General features: G+C 44.0%; 15 protein-coding genes. 3 read left to right on the top strand and 12 right to left on the bottom strand.

The window, feature by feature from the left end; translation table 11 throughout:
* Positions 1-131: 131 nt before the first annotated feature.
* The 11 genes from AC6R05_RS08355 to AC6R05_RS08305 all read right to left on the bottom strand — a co-directional run bounded on the left by AC6R05_RS08355 (position 132) and on the right by AC6R05_RS08305 (position 16,650).
* Complete coding sequence (locus tag AC6R05_RS08355) at positions 132-4,067, bottom strand: zinc-dependent metalloprotease (protein WP_500647126.1); 3,936 nt, start codon at positions 4,065-4,067, stop codon at positions 132-134.
* A gap of 68 nt (positions 4,068-4,135) precedes the next feature.
* Positions 4,136-4,975, bottom strand: a complete 840-nt coding sequence (locus tag AC6R05_RS08350; RefSeq protein WP_500647125.1) for a hypothetical protein — start codon at positions 4,973-4,975, stop codon at positions 4,136-4,138.
* Positions 4,976-5,009: 34 nt separating this feature from the next.
* Positions 5,010-5,843: an ABC transporter ATP-binding protein gene (locus tag AC6R05_RS08345; RefSeq protein ID WP_084181896.1), complete on the bottom strand. Its 834-nt coding sequence runs from the start codon at positions 5,841-5,843 to the stop codon at positions 5,010-5,012.
* The gene (locus AC6R05_RS08340) at positions 5,843-6,715 is read right to left on the bottom strand and encodes an ABC transporter ATP-binding protein (protein ID WP_500647124.1); all 873 of its coding nucleotides are present in this window, start codon (positions 6,713-6,715) and stop codon (positions 5,843-5,845) included. Before AC6R05_RS08340 ends, AC6R05_RS08345 begins: the two co-directional genes overlap by 1 nt.
* Positions 6,716-6,728: 13 nt before the next feature.
* A complete protein-coding gene (locus tag AC6R05_RS08335) occupies positions 6,729-8,552 on the bottom strand; it encodes an extracellular solute-binding protein (RefSeq protein ID WP_500647123.1) in 1,824 nt (607 codons plus the stop codon).
* Positions 8,553-8,568: 16 nt separating this feature from the next.
* The gene (locus AC6R05_RS08330) at positions 8,569-9,612 is read right to left on the bottom strand and encodes an ABC transporter permease (protein WP_152470687.1); all 1,044 of its coding nucleotides are present in this window, start codon (positions 9,610-9,612) and stop codon (positions 8,569-8,571) included.
* Between the two features lie 17 nt (positions 9,613-9,629).
* On the bottom strand, positions 9,630-10,655 hold the full coding sequence (locus AC6R05_RS08325; RefSeq protein WP_032552373.1) for an ABC transporter permease subunit: 1,026 nt from the start codon (positions 10,653-10,655) through the stop codon (positions 9,630-9,632).
* Positions 10,656-11,029: 374 nt separating this feature from the next.
* A complete protein-coding gene (gene yejF, locus AC6R05_RS08320; RefSeq protein WP_500647122.1) occupies positions 11,030-12,628 on the bottom strand; it encodes a microcin C ABC transporter ATP-binding protein YejF in 1,599 nt (532 codons plus the stop codon).
* A gap of 2 nt (positions 12,629-12,630) precedes the next feature.
* Entirely contained in the window at positions 12,631-13,656 is a 1,026-nt protein-coding gene (locus AC6R05_RS08315) for an ABC transporter permease (RefSeq protein WP_390519578.1), read from the bottom strand.
* A 13-nt stretch (positions 13,657-13,669) separates the two neighbouring features.
* A complete protein-coding gene (locus tag AC6R05_RS08310; protein WP_032552367.1) occupies positions 13,670-14,758 on the bottom strand; it encodes a microcin C ABC transporter permease YejB in 1,089 nt (362 codons plus the stop codon).
* 8 nt (positions 14,759-14,766) lie between these two features.
* Positions 14,767-16,650, bottom strand: coding sequence for an extracellular solute-binding protein (locus tag AC6R05_RS08305; RefSeq protein WP_285464416.1), 1,884 nt, complete (start codon positions 16,648-16,650; stop codon positions 14,767-14,769).
* Between the two features lie 352 nt (positions 16,651-17,002).
* Between AC6R05_RS08305 and AC6R05_RS08300 the strand changes: the two genes are divergently transcribed.
* Together AC6R05_RS08300 and AC6R05_RS08295 are read left to right on the top strand one after the other, a co-directional pair.
* Positions 17,003-18,028: a GGDEF domain-containing protein gene (locus tag AC6R05_RS08300; protein ID WP_500647121.1), complete on the top strand. Its 1,026-nt coding sequence runs from the start codon at positions 17,003-17,005 to the stop codon at positions 18,026-18,028.
* A 96-nt stretch (positions 18,029-18,124) separates the two neighbouring features.
* Entirely contained in the window at positions 18,125-19,174 is a 1,050-nt protein-coding gene (locus AC6R05_RS08295) for an endonuclease/exonuclease/phosphatase family protein (protein WP_500647120.1), read from the top strand.
* 83 nt (positions 19,175-19,257) lie between these two features.
* Here AC6R05_RS08295 and AC6R05_RS08290 read toward each other — a convergent pair whose 3' ends face one another.
* Positions 19,258-19,863 carry a porin family protein gene (locus AC6R05_RS08290; RefSeq protein WP_500647119.1) on the bottom strand — a complete coding sequence of 202 codons (606 nt, stop codon included), beginning with the start codon at positions 19,861-19,863 and terminating at the stop codon, positions 19,258-19,260.
* Positions 19,864-20,209: 346 nt separating this feature from the next.
* Here AC6R05_RS08290 and AC6R05_RS08285 point away from each other — a divergent pair, with 346 nt between their 5' ends.
* Positions 20,210-21,199 (top strand): winged helix-turn-helix domain-containing protein, encoded by a 990-nt coding sequence (locus AC6R05_RS08285; protein ID WP_500647118.1) that lies wholly within the window; start codon positions 20,210-20,212, stop codon positions 21,197-21,199.
* Positions 21,200-21,202: the final 3 nt, after the last annotated feature.

Raw genomic sequence — 21,202 nt, 5'->3', positions numbered from 1 at the left:
TATATAACATATAAATAACAGATAATGCAGCTAAAAATTCAATGTAATGCATTAATTTGATGAATAAAAAAGCCGGCTAGACTAGAAAGAATAACCGGCTCCAATTAACGACTTAGTTTATTACTTCCTAATTACTTTGTGTAACGCGGAAACTGTTCGAAAGCACGGCGGTATGTCACATACTCGTTCGAACTCCAAAGTCTTAGTTCTTCTGGGTCGTAGTCGTATACTTCTTTGTGAGCAGCATTGAGAGAACTTGTGTTGTTATCCGCAATTTGGTCACCAAAGATCTGTGCCACATCAAACATATTGTCTAGCTCGTCATCCTCAAACTTGCCAATCGCACTGTTTTGAGCGGTTTGCAGGCGAGCTAGAGAGTTACACTTGCGCTTCATGTGATCTTCATCAGACTCACCATCTACTTTAAAGCGTAGACACTTGTTGCCGTCTTCTTCGTACTCTTCGAACATTCTGTCGAACATTGTCCAGCGTGCGAAACCAGTCGTATCACGAAGCGCAACCAACGCATCTTTGTCACCAATCGCAATAATACGAGCTTCATTACGGTCACGTGTGTTTCTAAATACAGACAGCGCATTTCGAACTCGATATGGCAAGCCGTTTAGCTTCTCAACACGGGCTTTTTGATCATCTTGGTACAAGGCGCGTGAAGCGACAGCATTCGCAAGCGAGTTACGTGAGTTCAGCGAGTAGTTCACCCCTTTCCAAGTAAAGTTAATACCGTCTGGGTCAGCGGTTGAACTGTTAGCTAAGTTAATCGCGATTGAATCACTTAGACCACGAACAGAGTCACCAAGGCCATATTCATTCGCACGGTTATACTTAGATAAATTCGCTAACAACGTACCAAAGTAAGGAACTACAGTGTCTTGTGTTGCACCTTCAGTCCAATATTCAAAGGCATCTTGTCCTCCCAACACAAAGTAACGCTTCATTGGCCATAGGTATGAAGGTACCGCTTCAATCGTTTGAGTCATACTCGGCTGGTAACGAAGTACGGTTTCAACATAATCACCATTGCCATCAACGAAGATCGCTTGACGCGCTTCAGGTCGGCCAGCTAAATCTGACAGATGTGTGTACAACTTGGTGATCTTATCTGACAGATCAATCAACGCTAGACTTGAATTCTCTGTTGCGATGTACGGTGAGTCGCGACGAACCAACATTTGCGCAGCAAGCAGTTTGTCTGGCCACACACCCAGTAGATCAACTGAATTAGACGCAGTTTGGTACGGGTTGTTAGCCTTCAGGCTTGACCAAATATGACCATCACGCGTCTCAGAGCGCATCACAATCTCATTAGCTTGGTTCTTCAGCAGCTGAACAAGCTCCTCATCGAAACAGCTCGTTGGAACGTCTCGGTTCAGAGACATACCACTTTGGTACGTTAGCCAAAGATCAGACAGTTTTGCAAAGCGATAACGGTTCGGCACACCCTCAACACCACTTAGCTCTTCCAACTCACATACTTTATCTGGTGCTGTGAGTACATCTAAGAAGAAGTCAGCTGCTAGATTTGCCGCATTGTACGTATCACAAATAGGGCGTAAACCTGCGGACATGTTGTCAAGTGGCACTGGATTACCACGCCAATCTAAACAGTTGTTCTCTGCGATCTCTTCAAACACCTGCCCTTTGTTATTGGTAGTATCAGCACCAATGTAACGTGCGAAAATAAAATCGATTTCGCCGACGTTTTCTACAATGTCACGTATCTTCTGGAATTCATACATACGTTGCCAGAAGTATTCATATTGGTGATATTGAGAGAACCAATCACGACCATTTCGGCGGTTAGCCGTTTCGTAGCTGTCGTAATAACGCTGAATACGGAACTCCGTAATCTCGGTTAGCGATGTACCTTCATCAAAACGATCACAAGTTAAACTTGTCGTCGTATGCTCATCGGTACAGAAGCGGTAGCTCGCTAATTCTGGGATACCATCAGTACCTGCGTTAGCACGCAAGTGAGCAATAACGCCGGTAGGATACGCATTGTAATCCTCGGTCATCTGGCGGTCGTACTCTGCCAATGAGTATGTCTTACGAACTTGAGCGCCTGTCTTATCACGAACTGATTCGCCAACAAATTCGTTGGTTTCAATCTCACGAGCGTAAGCAAACTTAAGTGCAGCCTTATCGTATTTACCAAAGACCAACAACTCATCAAAAATCGATGCACCGTAGTCCATGATCGAGCTGTATGCTGCAGGCTTGCCTTGGTGACCTAAGCTACTTTGTGCCAACTCTTCGGTAGTGTAAAAGTGCGTCTTATCCACTGAGCCCATGAAGTTATGGCGTAAACCTAGGTTATGGCCTAACTCATGAATCAAAGTCGACTTAAACATGTGCTCAGAGATCGCTTCACTTGCAAACTTCTGCTGCTCTAGGCTCAACTCATTCCATTTTTTCATGGTGTTTTGTTCAGCATCAGCAAAATAACCACCATCAGCGTAGTCAATACCAGCGATCAGACCTTTCGCATTAGTACTTAGCCACATTGCGTCTTCACTGTAGACGTTCTGCTCAGAGAAACGTTTCAGCATATCTTGACGTTTATAAAACGCTTTTAGCGCTGCATCTTGGTTGGTTACATCAAATTGATGGTTTAAATCAGCTTTTGGTAGTTCATTAATGAACTTGCCTTGACCAACAAACTCCATCTCACCTTCGGTAACTTGTGGAACGAATTGGTCTGGACCTCGGTCAGCCGCGATCATGTCGTTAAACACATCAACGTCAGTACGCTCAGCAACCACTGGTGCTGCATCACCATCAGCTTCGCCACTGTCGGATTCACTCTCCACTTTCGGTGCCAGCTTAGCGATTTCTTGACGGTTATAGCGCATCGCCAAGTCATCCCAGTAACGACGAGTGGTAGTACGAATAACGCCTAAGTATTGGTTAACATGAGCGTGAATGATCTCGCCCGTTAGCGGGTTCGTTGCCGATGGACCATAACCCAACAAGCCATTGTCTACCGGCTCATCAATCAGATTGAAAACGTTGTAACGTAAGTCACCAGATTGAATACCCGCTTTTTCATCGGTATTCACAATCTTGATTGGCGGAACACCGGTGCCTTCAAGTGACTCGTTGACCTCTTTCATCGTATCAATAGTCAGTTGACGGTAAACTTCGTTACCCTCTTTAAAATAGCTATCGCTTAGGTAGTAATCGATCGACTCTAGATTTGGGTTAAAACGATTGATGTAAGCGAAGCGCGAGCCTTGAACATCACTTTCGCCTGTGTGCGTTTTCACCGCTTTGCTGTCATTAAAAAAGCCATAATACGCGCTGTCTTGGCCCTGATAATAAACAGGCTCGTAGTTTGAGCTCGCCAGCTTATCTAATTTAACTAGAGAGTAGAAAAAGCGAGTCTTGAATGACAAGTTTTCTAAACCACCAAACTCATACTGATCTTCCGGGTCAGCTGTAAATGTACGCTCTACCTCAACATTAATCACACCCTCTTCTGGGTTGTATTCATAAGAGATAACACGTGGATCAGCGCTCTCTGATACGTTGCTAGCCGTGTACCATGTACTTAGCGTATCTTCTGATAGTGATTCGATGTTTTCGTAATCAGGAATGAAGTGTGTCGCGGTTGTCCAGTCGACATTTTCATCATGATTAATCTCTTCTTTATTGGTACATTCGCCGTAACCATTTTCAGCACAGCGGTATTGTCTGAATTCACCAGGAATTTTCAGCACTGGTACACGGTTGATTTCAGAGTCCCAACGGCTAGGTTCTAGAGAATCAACTTTATCGCGGTCTAGCGCTTCAACATATATACCATTGGTTTCGTCAAAACGCAGCTTAACCAACTTCGGGTCGCCTTGGAAGAAACCACGCTGCGTTAACGCATAACGCGGTGCTTCACCCGTTGAAGGCATATACATCCACAATGATTCTGTATCCAGAGATTGAACGGTCACCTCTTTTGCGGATCTTTCGACTGTGTCATAGGCACGATCCTCGGCCCCACACCCACTGAGTACAGCTGCGATACTCGCTGCAATTATTGCTTTTCTAAACATAATGTCCCTGTATTTATAGTTATATCGTTTGTTAAATAACGATGTCTTTTTATTAACTTGCTCTCTCGCTAGAACTGATAATTAACCACTGCGTAATAGGTCATCTTTTTTAAATCAATCAGATCATTAAGCGGGTTTTGCCCTTTATCTGGGTTGTAATAACCCACACTGTTCGTCATACCAACTGACATCGAAATACTCTCTGTCATTTGGTAGCCAACCTCTTCTCCATGTAAAATGGTTGGATCCAGTGAGTTACCGTGATAATTCCAGGACTGCCTTGGCATTAAGAAAATATTGAAGTAAAAGTCGTCTGCAAACGCATAATCCACGGAAAATTGATTGCTCAGTCGGTACTCAATCAGTTGATATCCACCAGCGGTTTTATATTCATGAAAATTCTTTCTTAGCAGTAGCGTATTGCTCAGTGTTAGACCATCTAACACCTCATCAAATGCCGCACTCCAACGAATTTTCACACGAGTTCCGAACTGCAGGTCATTTCTTTTAGAAGACTCTGACGTCGGAAATATCGCCCTAATTTCACCACTTACCGAGGACCCTTCAGTCGGATTAAATAGTCCGTTACGAGCCCATGACAAAGAAGTGTCATTCCAAAACTGGCCACGAGTACCATAAACATCGCCATCTTGCTGGTGATAGCCAGATACCACGAGTTGTAATCGAGATTTATCAGAAACGGCATAGCGCAAAACGCCCGTTGCTGAAGCTGAACGATTAGCTAAGTAGGCACTGTCTTCATAACCATTACGCGAGTAATCGGCACTCACATATCCTGACCATGCGCTTTTTTCGTCGCTCTCGACCCACTCATCCTGCAAGTTATTTGCAAGCACAAGCGTGGGCGATGCCAACAATAGAATTGGCAATACTTTTGTTCTATTCATACTGTCCTTCTGCTATTTATATCCGTCTCTCTTTTTAATAGTTATTCGCCGCCTGAGTTGTTTTGTTTTTTATTCTTTGTGAAGGGTGCGTAATAGGAATCGCGGATAATAACTCCTTGGTATATTCATTCTTTGGTGATGAATACACCTCTTTTGCGGTTCCCATTTCGACAATTTTCCCTTTTTTCATTACCGCTACGTGGTCTGAAATATGTTTAACCACCGATAAATCGTGTGAGATAAATATGATGGATAGATTCATCTCCTTTTGTATCTTGAGGAGTAAATTCAATATCTGAGCTTGTACTGATACATCCAACGCCGATACTGACTCATCACAAATAAGTAGCTTCGGTTTCAACGCAATAGCTCTAGCAATACCAATGCGCTGCCTTTGACCACCGGAAAATTCATGGGGATAGCGGTTTATCGCCGTGTGCGGCAAACCTATCTTGTCGAGTAGTTCCAATACCCACTGTTTTCGCTCGGCTGGAGTGCCAATACCATGAATCTTATAAGGTTCTTCGAGGATGCCACCGACTGTATGTCTCTGATTCAAAGACTCTAATGGATCTTGAAAGACAATCTGCATTTCACGGCGAAGCGGTCTCATCTGCTTTGAGTTCAAAGACGTGATCTCTTTACCCTCGAAGAAGATCTTTCCTTCCGTTGGTTCATACAACTTGAGAATGGTACGCCCAAGAGTGCTTTTACCGCATCCAGACTCACCCACTAACCCTAAAGTTTGACCTTGTTCTAAGCTGAAAGAAACGCCATCGACAGCTTTGATCACATAACCTTTTTTGAAGACGCCCTTACCCGTTAGGTAATACTGTTTTAACCCTTCGATTCTAAGTATTTCTGCCATTACGATGCCCCTTGGTATTCAGGAAAAAGTGACAGATCAATAGGGTCAATCTGTATTGCTTGCTTGGGTTCTAAATCTAAGCCGGGAATAAGGCCAAGCAACCTCTTGGTATAAGGGTGTTTCGGGTAATCAAAGAGTTCAAACACATCCGCATTTTCGACAATGCGTCCGTCATACATCACCGCAACGTCATCACAGATCTCAGCAACCACACCTAAGTCATGAGTAATGAAAATCATCGCCATGCCCGTCTCTTCCTGAAGCTCTTTCATGAGTTTGAGGATCGAGGCTTGTACTGTCACATCCAACGCTGTGGTTGGTTCATCACAGATAAGTACGTCCGGCTTACAAGCCAGTGCCATTGCGATCATCACTCGCTGCCTCATACCACCAGAAAGGTTGTGTGGGTACTCTTGAAATCTAAGCTCAGGCATCGGAATTTTTACTTTTTCTAGCAAGCCGATTGCGTAGTCCACCTTTTCAGCCTTAGACATCTGGCGATGGTGTAGATCCAGTACTTCCACTAGTTGATTACCAACGGTTTGAACTGGATTCAGCGCCGTCATTGGATCCTGGAAGATGATTGAGATGCGGTTGCCGCGCATTTGGTACAAATCCTGCTCCGCCATCTTGGTCAGATCCGTTTCGCGATACCAAATCTCACCCGCAGTTACCTGCCCATATGGTTTAGGTAACAGTCCCATGATCGACATTGATGTTACGCTTTTACCGCTGCCCGATTCACCCACTAAGCCCAAGGTTCTGCCTGCTTTAACGTCAAATGAGACACCTTTTAGGATCTTGACTGCGCCTTCATCGGTGCTGAATTCCACCTCTAAATCGCGTACTTTTAGTACTGTTTGTTGCTTCATTTAATATTGCGCCCTATAGCCTGTAACGGTCGTCAATCACAGTGACAGGTTCGAACGTCTCGCCCTCTTTGTAAGCCAACTGAGTTTGTTGTTTTAATTCGGTATCAATCCAGAAATTACTGGTGCCTAGAATGTTGAACATCGCACCGGTTTTCTTCGTCATTGGGTTATTTGGAAACTTAACCCAACGCCAGTGTGCATCGCGTGTATAGGGCACCATGTAGCCCGGTACAATCACGTAGGCGTTTGAGATTGCTTTTTGGATCTCTTTAGAAAGTTGATGTTTTTTGTCAGCATCAAATTCAGATTTAAATGCTTCAATCTTGCGGTCCAACTCTGGCGAACTGTAGTTAGTGTGATTGTTAGTCTGCACTCGGTTTGCATTACTAGAGTGGAAATACTCTTTGTATGCAGGAAGCTCACCTCCCCCCATATTCAAAAATGCAAGTTGATGCTTTTTCTCTAGGATGTATTTAAATGCCGCAGAGCCATCGACTAGGTTCAGATTAAGCTCTAAGCCCGCTAGCTTGGCTTGCTCTTTGAGATACGCAATACGAGGTGTCCAGATGTTATAGCCGTAAGTGATCTTAAAACTTAGGCGCTCGCCGTTTTTGTTGACTCGAATACCATCAGGTCCAATGTTGGTAAAGCCAGCAGCTTCGAAATAACCAATAGCCAGCTCTGGTTCAAAGGCAGGCGCTTTCGCATCTGGTAGGTCGTAATCACCGTGACCAAAGCCCATAGCATGAGGCTTGCGTGAGTAGTCACCGCGAAGTACGTTCTTGATCATGCCATCGAAGTCGGTGGCGAAAGTGATCCCTTTACGGACGTTGATATCATTCAGCAACGGCATTGAGGTATTCATCCACAAGCCACCCGCACCTTGTGGTGTTTGGTTAAAGCCCCAAAACTTTTGAATGTAGCCTTTTGTGAAAGGTTCTGAGTCTGTCTTCTCATGCCACATTTGCGGAAGAACCATCGCAAAGGTATCTAATTTACCCTTCTCAAAGTGTTTACGTGCAATATCCGAATCACGAATCACCTTGATACGCAGTTTGTCGACATTAAAACGGTTCTGGTAATACTTGTTGTCGTATCCCCACCAATCGTTACCAACGTGTTTAAAGGTGATACTGCGACCTTTATTGATCTTAGAGATGTAGTAAGGCGACGTCGTTGGTTCAGCTTTAAAGTTGAATTTACGAACAAAGTTATCGTCCATACCATCGCCATTTTGATCATTGATATTGGCAAAATAGTGCTGCGGGCGCGGTTGCAAGCCGTGGCTAGGTGTATTGAGTAGCACCATCAGCTCATCATTACTCTTTGGCTCAGAGACAGTGATAGAGATTGTGTAGTCATCGAACTTCTCGACACTTTCGATACTGTTTCTGAAGAAATCGTTGTACCAAGGATCGATAATGTCCTTAGAACGGTAGTACGTCAGCATGAACAGGTAATCATCTGCCGTTACCGCTTCACCATCAGACCATTTGGCTTTTGGATTCAACTTAAAGTAAGCCGTTTTGTAGTCATCTGAAAACGCCCACTCATTAGCAAGTTGAGGTATCCACTTACCCGTATTTGGGTGACGTTGAGCAAGCTTTGGCGTGCCATCCATAATGTAAAAGCGAATACCCGAGTTCGCGTCAGGGCCGACAGAGCGAAGAGTTTGTGGAAAGCTCAACATGTAACTACGCAGAGTTCCGCCACGTTTAGCTTCGTCCGACGCAAAAACAGGGTCTTGCCAGTTGCTCTGCCATTGCAGGTCACTTGGTAGTGTAGCAGCCTGAGCCAAACCACTGAACAGCAGTGAAATAAGTGCAAATCTATACATGATTACTTCCTTGTTTCTATCTATATAGAGTGTATTTTTTCGGGTCGAAGGCGGTGCGAATGGCCTCACCAATGAAGGTCACCATGACCAACACAGAAACAATCGCTGTTACCACAGACACAACAATCCAAGGTGAATCCAAGTTCGACTTCCCTTGCTGTAACAGCTCTCCCCAACTAGGTGTTGGCGGAACAAGGCCAAGACCCAGATAATCTAACGCCGTCAGAGCAGTAATGTTCGCAGCAATAGTGAAAGGTGCGAGCGTCACTATCATCACCATGGTATTGGGCAAGATATGGTGGAAAATGATCCTTGCAGTGGAAGCACCTAAAGCTTTGGCAGCCAACACGTACTCTCGCGCTGACTCCTTGTATGTCATGGTTCGCATGTACCAGGTAATACCCATCCAACTGAATGCCACGTTGATCAGGACGAACAGCATAAAGGTGGGTTGCGCTATGGAAACCAAAATCATAATTACGTAGAGGAACGGCACCATTGACCACGTTTCAATCAGCCTCTGAACGACTAAATCGAATTTCCCACCAAAGAACCCCATTGCACAGCCAACCGTGACACCAATGACGTAGGCGATGCTCATCGTCAGCAAAGCAAAGCCCATCGCAGTTCGAAAGCCGTAAACCAAACGGGCAAGGATATCGCGACCAATAACGTCGGTGCCTAAGTAGTGTTGCGATTCAAAATCTGGAGCATTAGGCGGAAAGTTGCCTGAAAAGTCCTGTTCAAATGCATTCCAAGGAACCAGTGGTAATAACACGAAGTCGCCATTGTTCTCATATTCAAAGTTCTGCTGCAGGTCTCGGTAGTTGGTTTCTGCAGCGTAATCCAAACCAAATGTGCTGCCTGAATACACATCGGAAAAAATCGGGAAGAAGTACTCGCCTTGGTAACGTACAACCAGCGCTTTGCTATTGATCAGCACTTCTGCACACAGAGACAAAATCAATAGTGTCGACAACAACATAAGCGACCAGTAGCCACGTTTGATCTCTTTGAAGCGCTTGATTTGTTTTCTGGTTAACGGGTTAATAGTGAACATATTTAATCCAGACATGATTACGCTCCAAACTTCACACGAGGATCGACAAGCGCAACGCACACATCAGATAAAATATTGCCAAGTAACAGTACCAATGCGTTAATCGCAACAATACCCATCACCACCGGATAATCTCGCTCTACAATAGATTCGTAACCTAGCAAACCGATGCCATTGATATCGAAGATCACTTCAATCAAGAATGAGCCCGTCATGAAAAACAGTAGTGAGTTACCAAAGTGGCTCGCAATCGGAATCAAGCTATTGCGAAGCGCATGCTTACGAATGGCTTGTCTAAATGGCAGACCTTTAGCAATCGCGGTTCGAATGTAATCCGATGACAGGTTCTCCATTAGGTTATTTTTCATGGTCATGGTTAACGTGGCGAAATCACCAATTAAGTAACAAATCAGAGGCAGCACTGCATGCCAGAGGATGTCTGTCACCTGCTCTGACAATGTGGTGAAATCATCAAAATCATCGTCGACAAACCCACCCATCGGGAACCACTCTAAGTGGTAGCTAAACAAAGTGATAAGCAGAACACCCACTACGTAACCTGGTAATGCGTATCCAACAAAAATCATGATTGACGAAGCGGAGTCAAAAACGCTGCCGTGCTTCAAGGCCTTGTAATAGCCAAGCGGGATCGAAATGAAGTAACTGATAAAGAAAGTTATGCCGCCATACATCGCAGACACTGGCAGTCGCTCAAAGATCATCTCAGTAACTGGCTCGTAGTAACGAGTCGATTCACCTAAGTCGAATTGAACCAAGCGTGACAGCCAATCTAGGTAAGCTTCGGTTACGGGTTTATCTAAACCGTAAAACTTATTTAAGTCTGCCAACTGTTCTTCTGAAAGTGCGGAGTTTTGGCCCACTACAGCGCTCGCCGAAGCACCATCACCTTGCGGCTGCATATTTGCTAGCATGCGCTCCACCGGACCACCCGGCACAAAGCGGGTAATCGCGAAGATGAGTATTGTGATCCCTAGAAACGTCGGTACAACTAACGCGAAACGCTTCAATAAATATGCAACCATTTTATTTAGCCAAACTCCATTTATAACAACTGAGCATCAATATAATTAATGATAAAAAGTAGTCAAATGGTTACATTCGTGTACAAAAGGTTACAAAGAGCTCAATAAAAACAGGCATAAAAATACATTAAATCAATCACTTATACTAGATCAAAAACTCAAACCAAACGTTTGCATTTTGTTTAGCTACAAACAAAGAATTTGAGAATTGCGCAGTCAGCTACAAAACTAGCTTATGTATCAGTTAGCTTGGTTGGTTTTCAATTGGTCAATCGGTGCACTAAGTAATTGAAAGAAATGGAAATGAAGAAATGAAAAAGCCCGATACCTTTAAATATCGGGCTTGATGGACAAAAGCGACAAATGAGTTGTATTTAAGAGCCTACATTAGACAAAGAAACCAACTGCCGGGTGTATTCATGTCGAGGGTTAGAAAAAAGCCGTTCTGTCTCGCCCTTTTCAATCACCTCCCCGGCCTTCATCACAATGGTATAGTGACAAAGTGATTTGACTACGTTCAAATCATGACTGATGAAAAGATAAGTCAGCTGATACTTTTCCTGTAGCGATTTCAGAAGCTCCAACACTTGCGCCTGAACCGTTCTATCCAAAGATGAAGTAGGCTCATCCAGTAGGATAAACTCTGGCTTGAGTACCAAAGCTCGTGCGATCGCAATACGTTGCCTCTGCCCACCTGAAAATTCATTCGGGTAACGATGGCGTGTTGCAGGGTCTAAATCGACTTCCTTCATTACCTCACAAATGCGCTGGTCAAGTTCAGCTTCATCCAGTTCTTGGTGAACTCGCAAGCCCTCACCTATTACTTGTGCGACCGACATACGTGGATTCAGTGCTGAGAACGGATCTTGAAACACTACCTGCATTCGACTTCGATACGGCAACATCTCTTGACGATTCAACCCTTGGATTTGATTGCCATCGTATTGGATTGAGCCTTCACTCTCGACCAGCTTCAAAATCGCCATACCTGTCGTCGACTTACCCGAGCCACTCTCTCCAACCAAACCGATTGAGTGCCCTTGCTTTAGGTCAAACTGCATATCAGTTACCGCTTTCACGTGTGAGATGGTGCGTTTAAACAAGCCACCTGTGATTGGGAACCACACTTTGAGCTGTTCAACATTAAGTAGTGAACTTGCATCAGCTGTAACAGGGACAGGCAAACCTTTAGGATCAGAATCTATCAGCTTTTTGGTATACGGATGCTTTGGTGTACTAAACAGCGAAACGCATTCACCTTCTTCAACTAACTCACCATCTTTCATAACAGCAACACGGTCAGCAATTTTGCGTACGATACTCAAATCGTGAGTAATAAACAGCATCGCCATACCAAGCTCTTGTTGAAGGTCTTTGAGCAAGTCCAGTATCTGGGCTTGTACAGAGACATCCAGTGCAGTCGTTGGTTCGTCAGCAATTAGCAACTCAGGCTCATTAATCAGAGCCATCGCAATCATTACCCTTTGACGTTCCCCGCCTGAGAGTTCATGAGGGTATGCGTTTATCTTCTGATCTGGGTTACGAATGCCAACCTTAGAAAGCCATTCAATAGCTAAGGCCTGCGCTTTATTGGTTCGCATTCCACGGTGAATCGCTAGGGTCTCCACCAGCTGTTTACCCACTTTATGCAGTGGGTTCAGTGACACCATAGGCTCTTGGAAGATCATGCCAATGCGACCACCACGAATACCTCTCAGCTGACGTTCAGAACAGCTAAGGATATCGGTACCAGAAAAGTTCACACGCCCAGTTAGATAGTGAGACGAACCTTTTGGCAGTAGCTTCAACACTGAGTTAGCAGTCACCGATTTTCCAGAACCACTTTCGCCCACCAAGGCTAATGTTTCCCCTTTGTTTATCGACAAGGAGACATTATAAGTGACTTGTTCAATGGCATTTTTACGGCCAAAACCAACAGAGAGGTTTTCAATAGTCAGAACAGTATTATTCATTGTTACCTCTGCTGATGTGGGTCAAATGCGTCGCGAACCGCTTCACCAACAAACACTAACAGTGTCAGCATCAGCGATAGTACAACAAACGCGGAAATACCAAGCCACGGCGCTTGGAGGTTAGCCTTGCCCTGAGCAAGCAACTCACCTAAAGAAGGTGACCCTGCAGGTAAGCCAAAACCTAAGAAATCAAGTGACGTCAGCGTAGTCACCGAGCCAGATAGAATAAATGGCATCATGGTTAACGATGCTACCATCGCATTGGGTAACATATGACGTAGCATGATTCGCTTATCTTCAACGCCCATAGCTTGAGCTGCTCTAACATAATCAAAATTACGGCAACGTAAGAACTCCGCTCGCACAATCCCGACTAAACTCATCCAACTAAACAGCACCATAATGCCGAGCAGCCACCAGAAGTTAGGCTCAATAAAGCTTGAAAGGATGATCAGTAAGAACAGTGTTGGCATCCCCGACCACACTTCAATAAAGCGCTGCCCAAACAGATCAACCCAACCACCGTAGTAACCCTGTGTGGCACCAACAGCTACACCGATAGCACTCGACACTATAGTCAGTACAAAACCAAACAACACCGAGATTCTAAAACCGTAAATGATCCGCGCTAATACGTCGCGTCCTTTATCATCCGTCCCCAACCAGTTAACTGAATCTGGCTGAGATGGTACCGCCCCAGAAATTTCAAAGTTAATAGTGTCGTAGCTAAAGCGAATCACAGGCCAGATCATGTAGCCTTTCTCTTCAATCAGTTCTATGACATAAGGGTCTTTGTAATCCGCTTCGGTTTCGAACTCACCACCAAACTCAGTTTCGGCGTATTCTGCCGCTACTGGAAAGAACCACTGGTCGTCATAAGACACGAGCAGCGGTTTATCGTTAGCGATAATCTCAGCAAACAAGCTCAACACAAACAGAATGGAAAAGATCCACAGAGAGACAAAACCGCGCTTGTTGGCTTTAAACCTTAACCATCTTGCTTCTGCTAAAGGATTTTTAAACTTCATTTAGAATTCACCATTAACGCGCTTCAAAGTCGATTCGAGGATCAACCCAGGTATAAGTAAGATCGGAGATAATGCTGAGAACGAGCCCAAGTAGAGTCATAATATAGAGAGAACTGAATACCACTGGGTAATCTCGTTGAATTGTCGACTCGAAACCAAGCAGCCCTATCCCCTCTAGAGAAAACATCACCTCTATCAGCATTGAGCCAGTAAAAAAGATACTAATAAACGCACTCGGAAAACCCGCAATAATAATGAGCATCGCATTACGGAAAACATGTCGGTAGAGGATACTGTTTTCATCGAGTCCTTTGGCGCGAGCCGTGACAACGTATTGCTTGTTGATTTCATCAAGGAAAGAGTTCTTAGTCAGCATACTTAGTGTTGCGAAGCCGCCAATCACCATCGCAAAGATCGGTAACGCCAAGTGCCAGAAATAGTCGATGATTTGCTGATACCAATTGAGCTGGTCAAAATTGCTGGAGACTAACCCACGCAATGGGAACCAACTAAAGTAGTTACCGCTTGCGAATAGAATAATCAGAATGATCGCAAATAAGAAACCCGGAACCGCATAGCCGACAATCACCACCGCACTCGACCAGATATCAAACCGAGAGCCGTGATGGATAGCTTTCATAATGCCCAGCGGAATCGATATGATGTAAATGATCAACGTACTCCACAGCCCTAATGAGATAGAGACAGGCAAGCGCTCGACAATCAAATCGATAACATTGCCTCCTTTAAATAGGCTTTCACCAAAGTTAAAGGTGGCGTAGTTTTTCAGCATATCGAAATAGCGGACATGAATCGGCTTGTCGAAACCAAACTGCTTTTTGATCTCTTCAACGACTTCAGGATCTAAACCGCGTGAGCCCTTGTAGCCACTCGAAGAAGCTTGTTCTGAATCGCTCAAGTCGACTTCTTGGCCACCGCCAGAGAAGCGCTCCATGATGCCAGAATTGTGGCCTTCCAACTGAGCTACAGCTTGCTCTACTGGGCCACCGGGAGCAATCTGGATGATAAAAAAGTTAATGGTGATGATCGCCCACAATGTGGGGATCACCAACAATAAACGTCTAAATATATACGCAGCCATGAGACTCCCTAACGACGTTTTTCAGGTAGTAGCTTCGCTTTATCTTGCGAAATCCACCACGTATCAACACCAAGGTCATATTTTGGCAAGGTATCAGGGCGCTCAAACTTATCCCACATCGCAACACGGTACTTACCCAAGTGCCACTGAGGAATGGTGTAGAAATTCCACTGTAGTACGCGGTCAAGTGCTCGACCTAACGTAAGCAGTTTTTCAGGATCTTGTTGGCTCTTGGATATTTGTTCAGTCAAAGAGTCGATAACCGGATCGATAACACCAGCCGTGTTATAAGTCGAATCAATGTAGTTCGAGTTCCACGCAATCATCAAGTTCGGGCTTGGGTAAGCGTTCGCTGAATATGCCGAAGAAACCATATCGAAATCACGATCACGTAAGCGCTTGATGTATTGGGTCGTATCAACCGTTCGGATCTTCATATCGATACCCATTCGTTTCAGGTTTTTCTGAAGTGGAATAGAAATACGCTCAGTCGTCGGGCTGTAGATTAGCAATTCGAAAGAGAGCGTCTGCCCCGTTTTCTCGTTGGTCATCACTTTATTTTTCAGCACCCAACCCGCCTCTTTAAGAAGCTTAAACGCTGTTCTCATTTGAGTACGAATACGGCCGCTGCCATCAGTAACTGGTGGTTGAAACTCTTCAGTAAATACTCGTGGGGGAATTTGGTCTTTGAACTCAGAAAGTACCGCCACTTCTGCATCAGACGGCAAGCCTGTTGCTTCGTATTCGGTGTTTTGGAAGTAGCTGCGCGTACGATCGTATTGGTTGTAGAACATGTTCTTGTTCATCCACTCAAAGTCCATAGCATAAGTTAATGCCTCACGAACCTTAGGATCTTTAAACACCTCTGATTGAGTGTTGAACACAAAGCCTTGCGCCGATTCTGGACGCTCATGAGCGATCTCTTCTTTTACGATGTAGCCCTTATCAAAGTTGCTACCTGTGTAAGAGTTTGCCCAAAACTTAGCGGAGTTCTCCATACGGAAATCAAATTCACCCGCTTTAAAGGCTTCTAGCATTACCGTATCGTCACGATAGTAATCGTATTGGACACGCTCGAAGTTGTTGCGACCAACATTGACAGGTAAATCTGCAGCCCAATAATTCTCGTCTAATCCGTAAGTAACACTTTGGCCAGACTTGTAGTTGATCACTTTATAAGGACCACTGCCTACAGGCGGTTCACTCAAAGGTTCAGAGAGCTTCTTGTCTTGCCAGTAGTGCTTTGGCAACACACGAGTGCTTTGCGCAAAACTGAATAGCTTTTCACGATTTGGCGTTTCCATCTCAATTCGGACCACTAAATCAGAGACAGCAGTAACGGATTTAATGTCTTTGTAGTAAACGCGATATTGAGGAACACCCTCTTCTGAAAACTTATCGAAAGTAAACGCGACATCGTGCGCTGTAATTGGTTTGCCGTCATGAAAGCGCGCGTTCGGATTGATGTCTATTTCAAGCCATGAAAAATCACTGGCGTAGCGTACCTTTGACGCAATAAGTGGGTAATACGCATCTATTTCATCCGATGGTGAAAACATTAGTGTATCGTAAAGTTCACCACTGTAACTTGCTGATACACCACGCGATCCAAAACGGTTAAAACTGTCGAACGTACCGATCGCTCCATAGGTGATTTTACCTTGCTTAGGTGCGTCTGGGTTTACGTAATCGAAGTGTTTGAAATCAGCTGGATACTTCGCTTCACCAAAACCAACTAACTGGGTCGTTTCGATGACTTGAACGCCACCTTCAGAAGCAAATGAAGAGATAGGTAAGAGCGCCATGAGAGGCAGTGCTAGTGCGCGTGAGCGGTGGGTTAAGCGAAAAAATGTTGACCGTTTAATTGGATTAACTCGGCAATCTGTTCCCATTTGACTCTCCCTGCAAATGATAAAATAAATAGTGTGATTGAATACGCCACAAGTTGGACACACGATAATAAAAATAAGTATAGAGAAAAATCTAACGTCATGTAATAACTAATAAAACACTTAGTGCGTCGAAACAGACTTTTCTCGAGTAAAATCCTAGAGAACCTTACCCTAGTAAAAACGCTACCTGCGCTTACATTTCATTTCTCTTAAAATGTAAGGAAGTTCAAATTATGTAAGTGATTGATTTTATTTCTCTGCGTATCCTTTACTCTTCCACCTCCGAATACTATGCTAATTTTACCGTACACAAATGCACTTAGAGGGTAATATGAACCTACAGCGGGAAGGAATGACAATCAATCAACGCAACATTGAGCGTTACTTTGAGTTAGTCAACCTAACCACCGAACAAGTTCAAACTCTCTCTCATCATCTAGCTCAACTGAGCATAAATCACTCAGAATTCTCAGATAGATACCTTCATCAATTGAGGACTAAAACCCGATTTTCCCATCCTGACGTGCATAGCTGTCTGTCGCATGGTCCTCTTTGCAACGCCATTAAGCATCATATACAGACCTGGTTAACGTGCAGTTACACTCAAAAAAATTTCAATTATCATGCTCGGCTTGTTACTGAGTTAAACGCCCATCACGTTACGGTGGCCGAATTCCTGTTATGTGGCCTAGCGGTAAAAGCCAATTTACTGTCCCAACTCAAACACTCACTTCATACTCACCACATAGACTCAGCAAGGCTAATTAGAGATTTTGAAAAGTGGCTCACAGTAGACGAACACATCTTGAGAGACTTGGAACTCAACCATCAGCTTGAAAAACTGCGCCAAGCCACCAGCTTTAAAGACGAACTGACCAACGTATACAGTTACGCCGTCTTTTTAGAGGAGCTCGACCGAGCAATCGCATTGTGCGATCGAACCAGTCAACCTTTAACTGTTGTTCATTTCGATATTAACCAACTCAATACCATTAACCACAAACATGGCTTTCAAGTTGGAGACGCTGTCTTACAACAATTCGCTTCTTTTTGCATAGAACAACTAAGAAAAACCGAAACTATTGCCCGTGACGATGATGAATTTTTCATCCTCTTACCCAACACTCCCCTTAAGGAAGCACGTAAGGTGTTTAGCCGACTGGTCGAGCTTTTTGACAATGCTACTGAAATCCCTGTTACCTTCACTGCGGGTGCTAGTAGTTACCAGCCTGACTCCGACTTAACCCTAGAACAGTTATTAGAGAGAGTCAGAACACAGCTTGCCAGAGCAAAAACTCGCTCGGCAGCAACTGACGCACACCATTGTTGCCTCGATATCGATAACAAAGCGGACAACGTGTTGCACTTCGCTCGATAAAATAATCCAACGTATAGCAATACCTTAAAACTAGATGACGTATACTGAACAGAGTAATCACGCTTTGTTACAGCGTCTGACTTTCAGGAACCTGCTTTGAACACACCGAGTCACCTAACTATTACGACATTCAACCTTTTCAACTACCTTGAGCCACCCAACGCTTACTATGATTTTGAGAATATCTATAGCTTTGAGGAGTGGTCTAAGAAACAAGGGTGGATAAAAAGTGCCATTAAAGAGGCCGACAGTGACATTATTGGCTTTCAAGAGGTGTTCAGCCCGGCTTCGCTTGGGGCACTAGTCAATGAGCTCGGCTACCCTTTCTTTAGTGTTGTCGATAAACCCAATGTCGAAAGTGATTACCTATTTAGAGATCCCGTTGTTGCCATTGCATCACGTTATCCGATCAGGGAAACTCGCGCCGTTTCGCTGTCTTCACAATTTCAAAAGCAGTTCAATACAGAGCTTTTAAAGGAATTTAGGTTCAATCGCTTGCCTGTCCACGCGACGATTGAACTGCCTCATCTTGGCTTAACAGATTGTTATGTGGTCCATTTTAAATCTCAGCGCCCTATTCAAGCTGAGAACTTTGATACAGAGCTAAATAACGCCCCCTCTAAAACACCAGTTCATAGCGAAACCTTAACTCAATTCCACCAAGAAGGACTTGGGTGGTGGCTTTCGAGCGTGCAGAGAGGGCTAGAAGTACAAGTATTGCACGAATACATCACACGACAACGTCATCAATTCGAGCGTCCTGTTGTGTTAATGGGGGATTTCAATAAACCACTCACCAGCGATGAGTTTAAAGGGTTACTCAACGATTCACTCAACAGAAATGAAGAGAGCCGACACTGGTTGAAATACTTTCGCTTGCGCGATAGCTGGGAGCTCTATCATCAGCTTCATGAAGAAGATCTATTGGTTCAGCGTCCACCGACTCACTATTATGGAGCGAGTGGTTCAGTGCTCGACTACATCCTGCTTTCTAATGAATTTGATTGCCAAAACTCTTCTAGCATCATGGAGATCACTAACTATCAGGTGCAAGATCAGCATCTGATTAACCCTAGCTTTGAAGTCGACCAATTTAGTACTGACCATGGTGTAGTAAGTGTGACTGCACATATCCGATCGTTTTAATCGCTAAATACCAGATACGAAAAAGCCGCGATAGAGATCGCGGCTAGCCTGTTCCCCAACGAGGCTTAACAAAAGTTCAGCAATTAAAAGTGGTAGCTTACACCGGCATAAGCAGAGCCTAATGTGACGCTATTAGTCGTTTGTCTAATGATTCGATTGTTTTTATCTTTCTCTGTTATCACTACATCAAAAATATCCGCTTCGTAAGCCAACCTGAACGACATACCATTCATACGAGGATTTACATATTCAAGCCCAAAGCCTACACGAACAGCTTCACCTTTATCATTGAAACCGGGCTGGTCTACATCTAAGTCAATGTGGGTTAAACCTATAATACCAAATGGGCGGATGCCATTATCGAATGTATAACCAATGTTGCCGGCTATAGAGATCGCTGTTGGCTCAAAAGTCGATTCGTTAACATGACTCTTTTCTTTGATCTCACCATAGTCCGCATATTGAAACTCAATAGATGCAATTCTATTGAATTTAAAGCCCGCCATTGCGCGTAAGGTATGACCTTTCTCATCAAAAGAAGGGTCTTGTATCGTGCCTGAGTCCGACTCCGAAGTCATTTCGGTAGTACCAAAACCACCGCCTACATACCATCCCCTATCCATTGCTGCCATAGAATTAAAAGAAAGACCTGACATTAGAACTGCGCCAAGAACTAGTTTTTTGTTCATTGCTTTTTAACCTTGATTACCACTGCATATATTTGGCTGCCTTGAAGGCAAGCACGAATTCATTTCGGGTAGTTCCGAATTGCAGAGAAGATTAATTACAGCTGGCTAAGAAAAATAAACAAAACCATCATGACTTTATAACGATAAGAATCAAACACCATAAGCCACTGATTTTTAGAGAAATAACATCTTCACACACCAATCACACACACGCCTAAACAAAAACTAAATCAAATCAACACCACTTACATCCGTTTACATTCGGTTTATCTTCGCAAGGCATAATTAGCGCCAAGAAAAAAGATCAGACACAGAACCACCTCACACAAATTGAAGCGCAAACACTATGAAGCACATACAAATCATCTCTAATTTGGTAATTAACACCAAAAACAAAACCGTCGCCAATCAAGATGGAAAACAAGTAACGCTGCGCCCTCTTGCTTATGACGTGCTTCAAGTGCTAATTAAAAATGATGGACTTGCTGTGTCTAGAGATGAACTGTTCGCACAATGTTGGACAGGTTGTATCGTTTCAGATCAAGCCTTAACTAATGTCATCTCAAACATCAGGCAAACACTGCTACGTTTGAGAGCGGAAGGTGTTGAAGTGCTAACTGTGAATAAAGTCGGTTATCGTTTTTGCATTACTGAACCTCAACACCCTGCTTTGTTAAAGAAGTTCAATACAGAAGATACAAATGCAGTAGAGCGTCAAAAAGAACTAACACAAGCAAGGTGTGACATTGTCACTCATGGGAGCCTGCATCAGGACTCTACGACTCAAAACGAATCCGTTCGCTTGCCTGTGCAAAACCAAAATAACTTCACTCAATTTTTACTGGGGCTAACGCGCTCTACGCAAATGGGCTCAAAAATAGATAACCACAATTGCTACCTAACTCATTCTCAAGGAGCTGGCTTTCTTCAGGTGCTAGGCTTTTTGGTGGCATTCAGTTTACTCGCCGTTACTGCTTATTGTTCAATGATTCACGCCAAGGACAGAAGTAATTTAGATCAGCAACATTTCGAAAAGTTAACCAACAACAATAAGACGCTTTACGTCAATGATGAGTCGGAGTACCTCTTGGCTTTGCAGATTTTAAACAATGCTATTTACGCAAATGAGCTATTGCAGACGGAATGCCCAGTCTCTCTGTTGATTCAGTTTGATGAGTCGACAACGTACGCAAATCATTACAGTTTGAATGCGCAAATTTTTGACCTTAGTGATCTGGATGATTTGAAATATAGCCACTCGTCCTTGAGCCAAAATGAGCTCGTCCCTGCAATAAATACCATGATTAAGAACAGTATGTCATTGTGCGCCTATTAGAAG

This window comes from Vibrio sp. R11-SG3-ISO9 (assembly GCF_059834255.1).
This window is presented reverse-complemented; position numbering and strand designations above follow the sequence as displayed.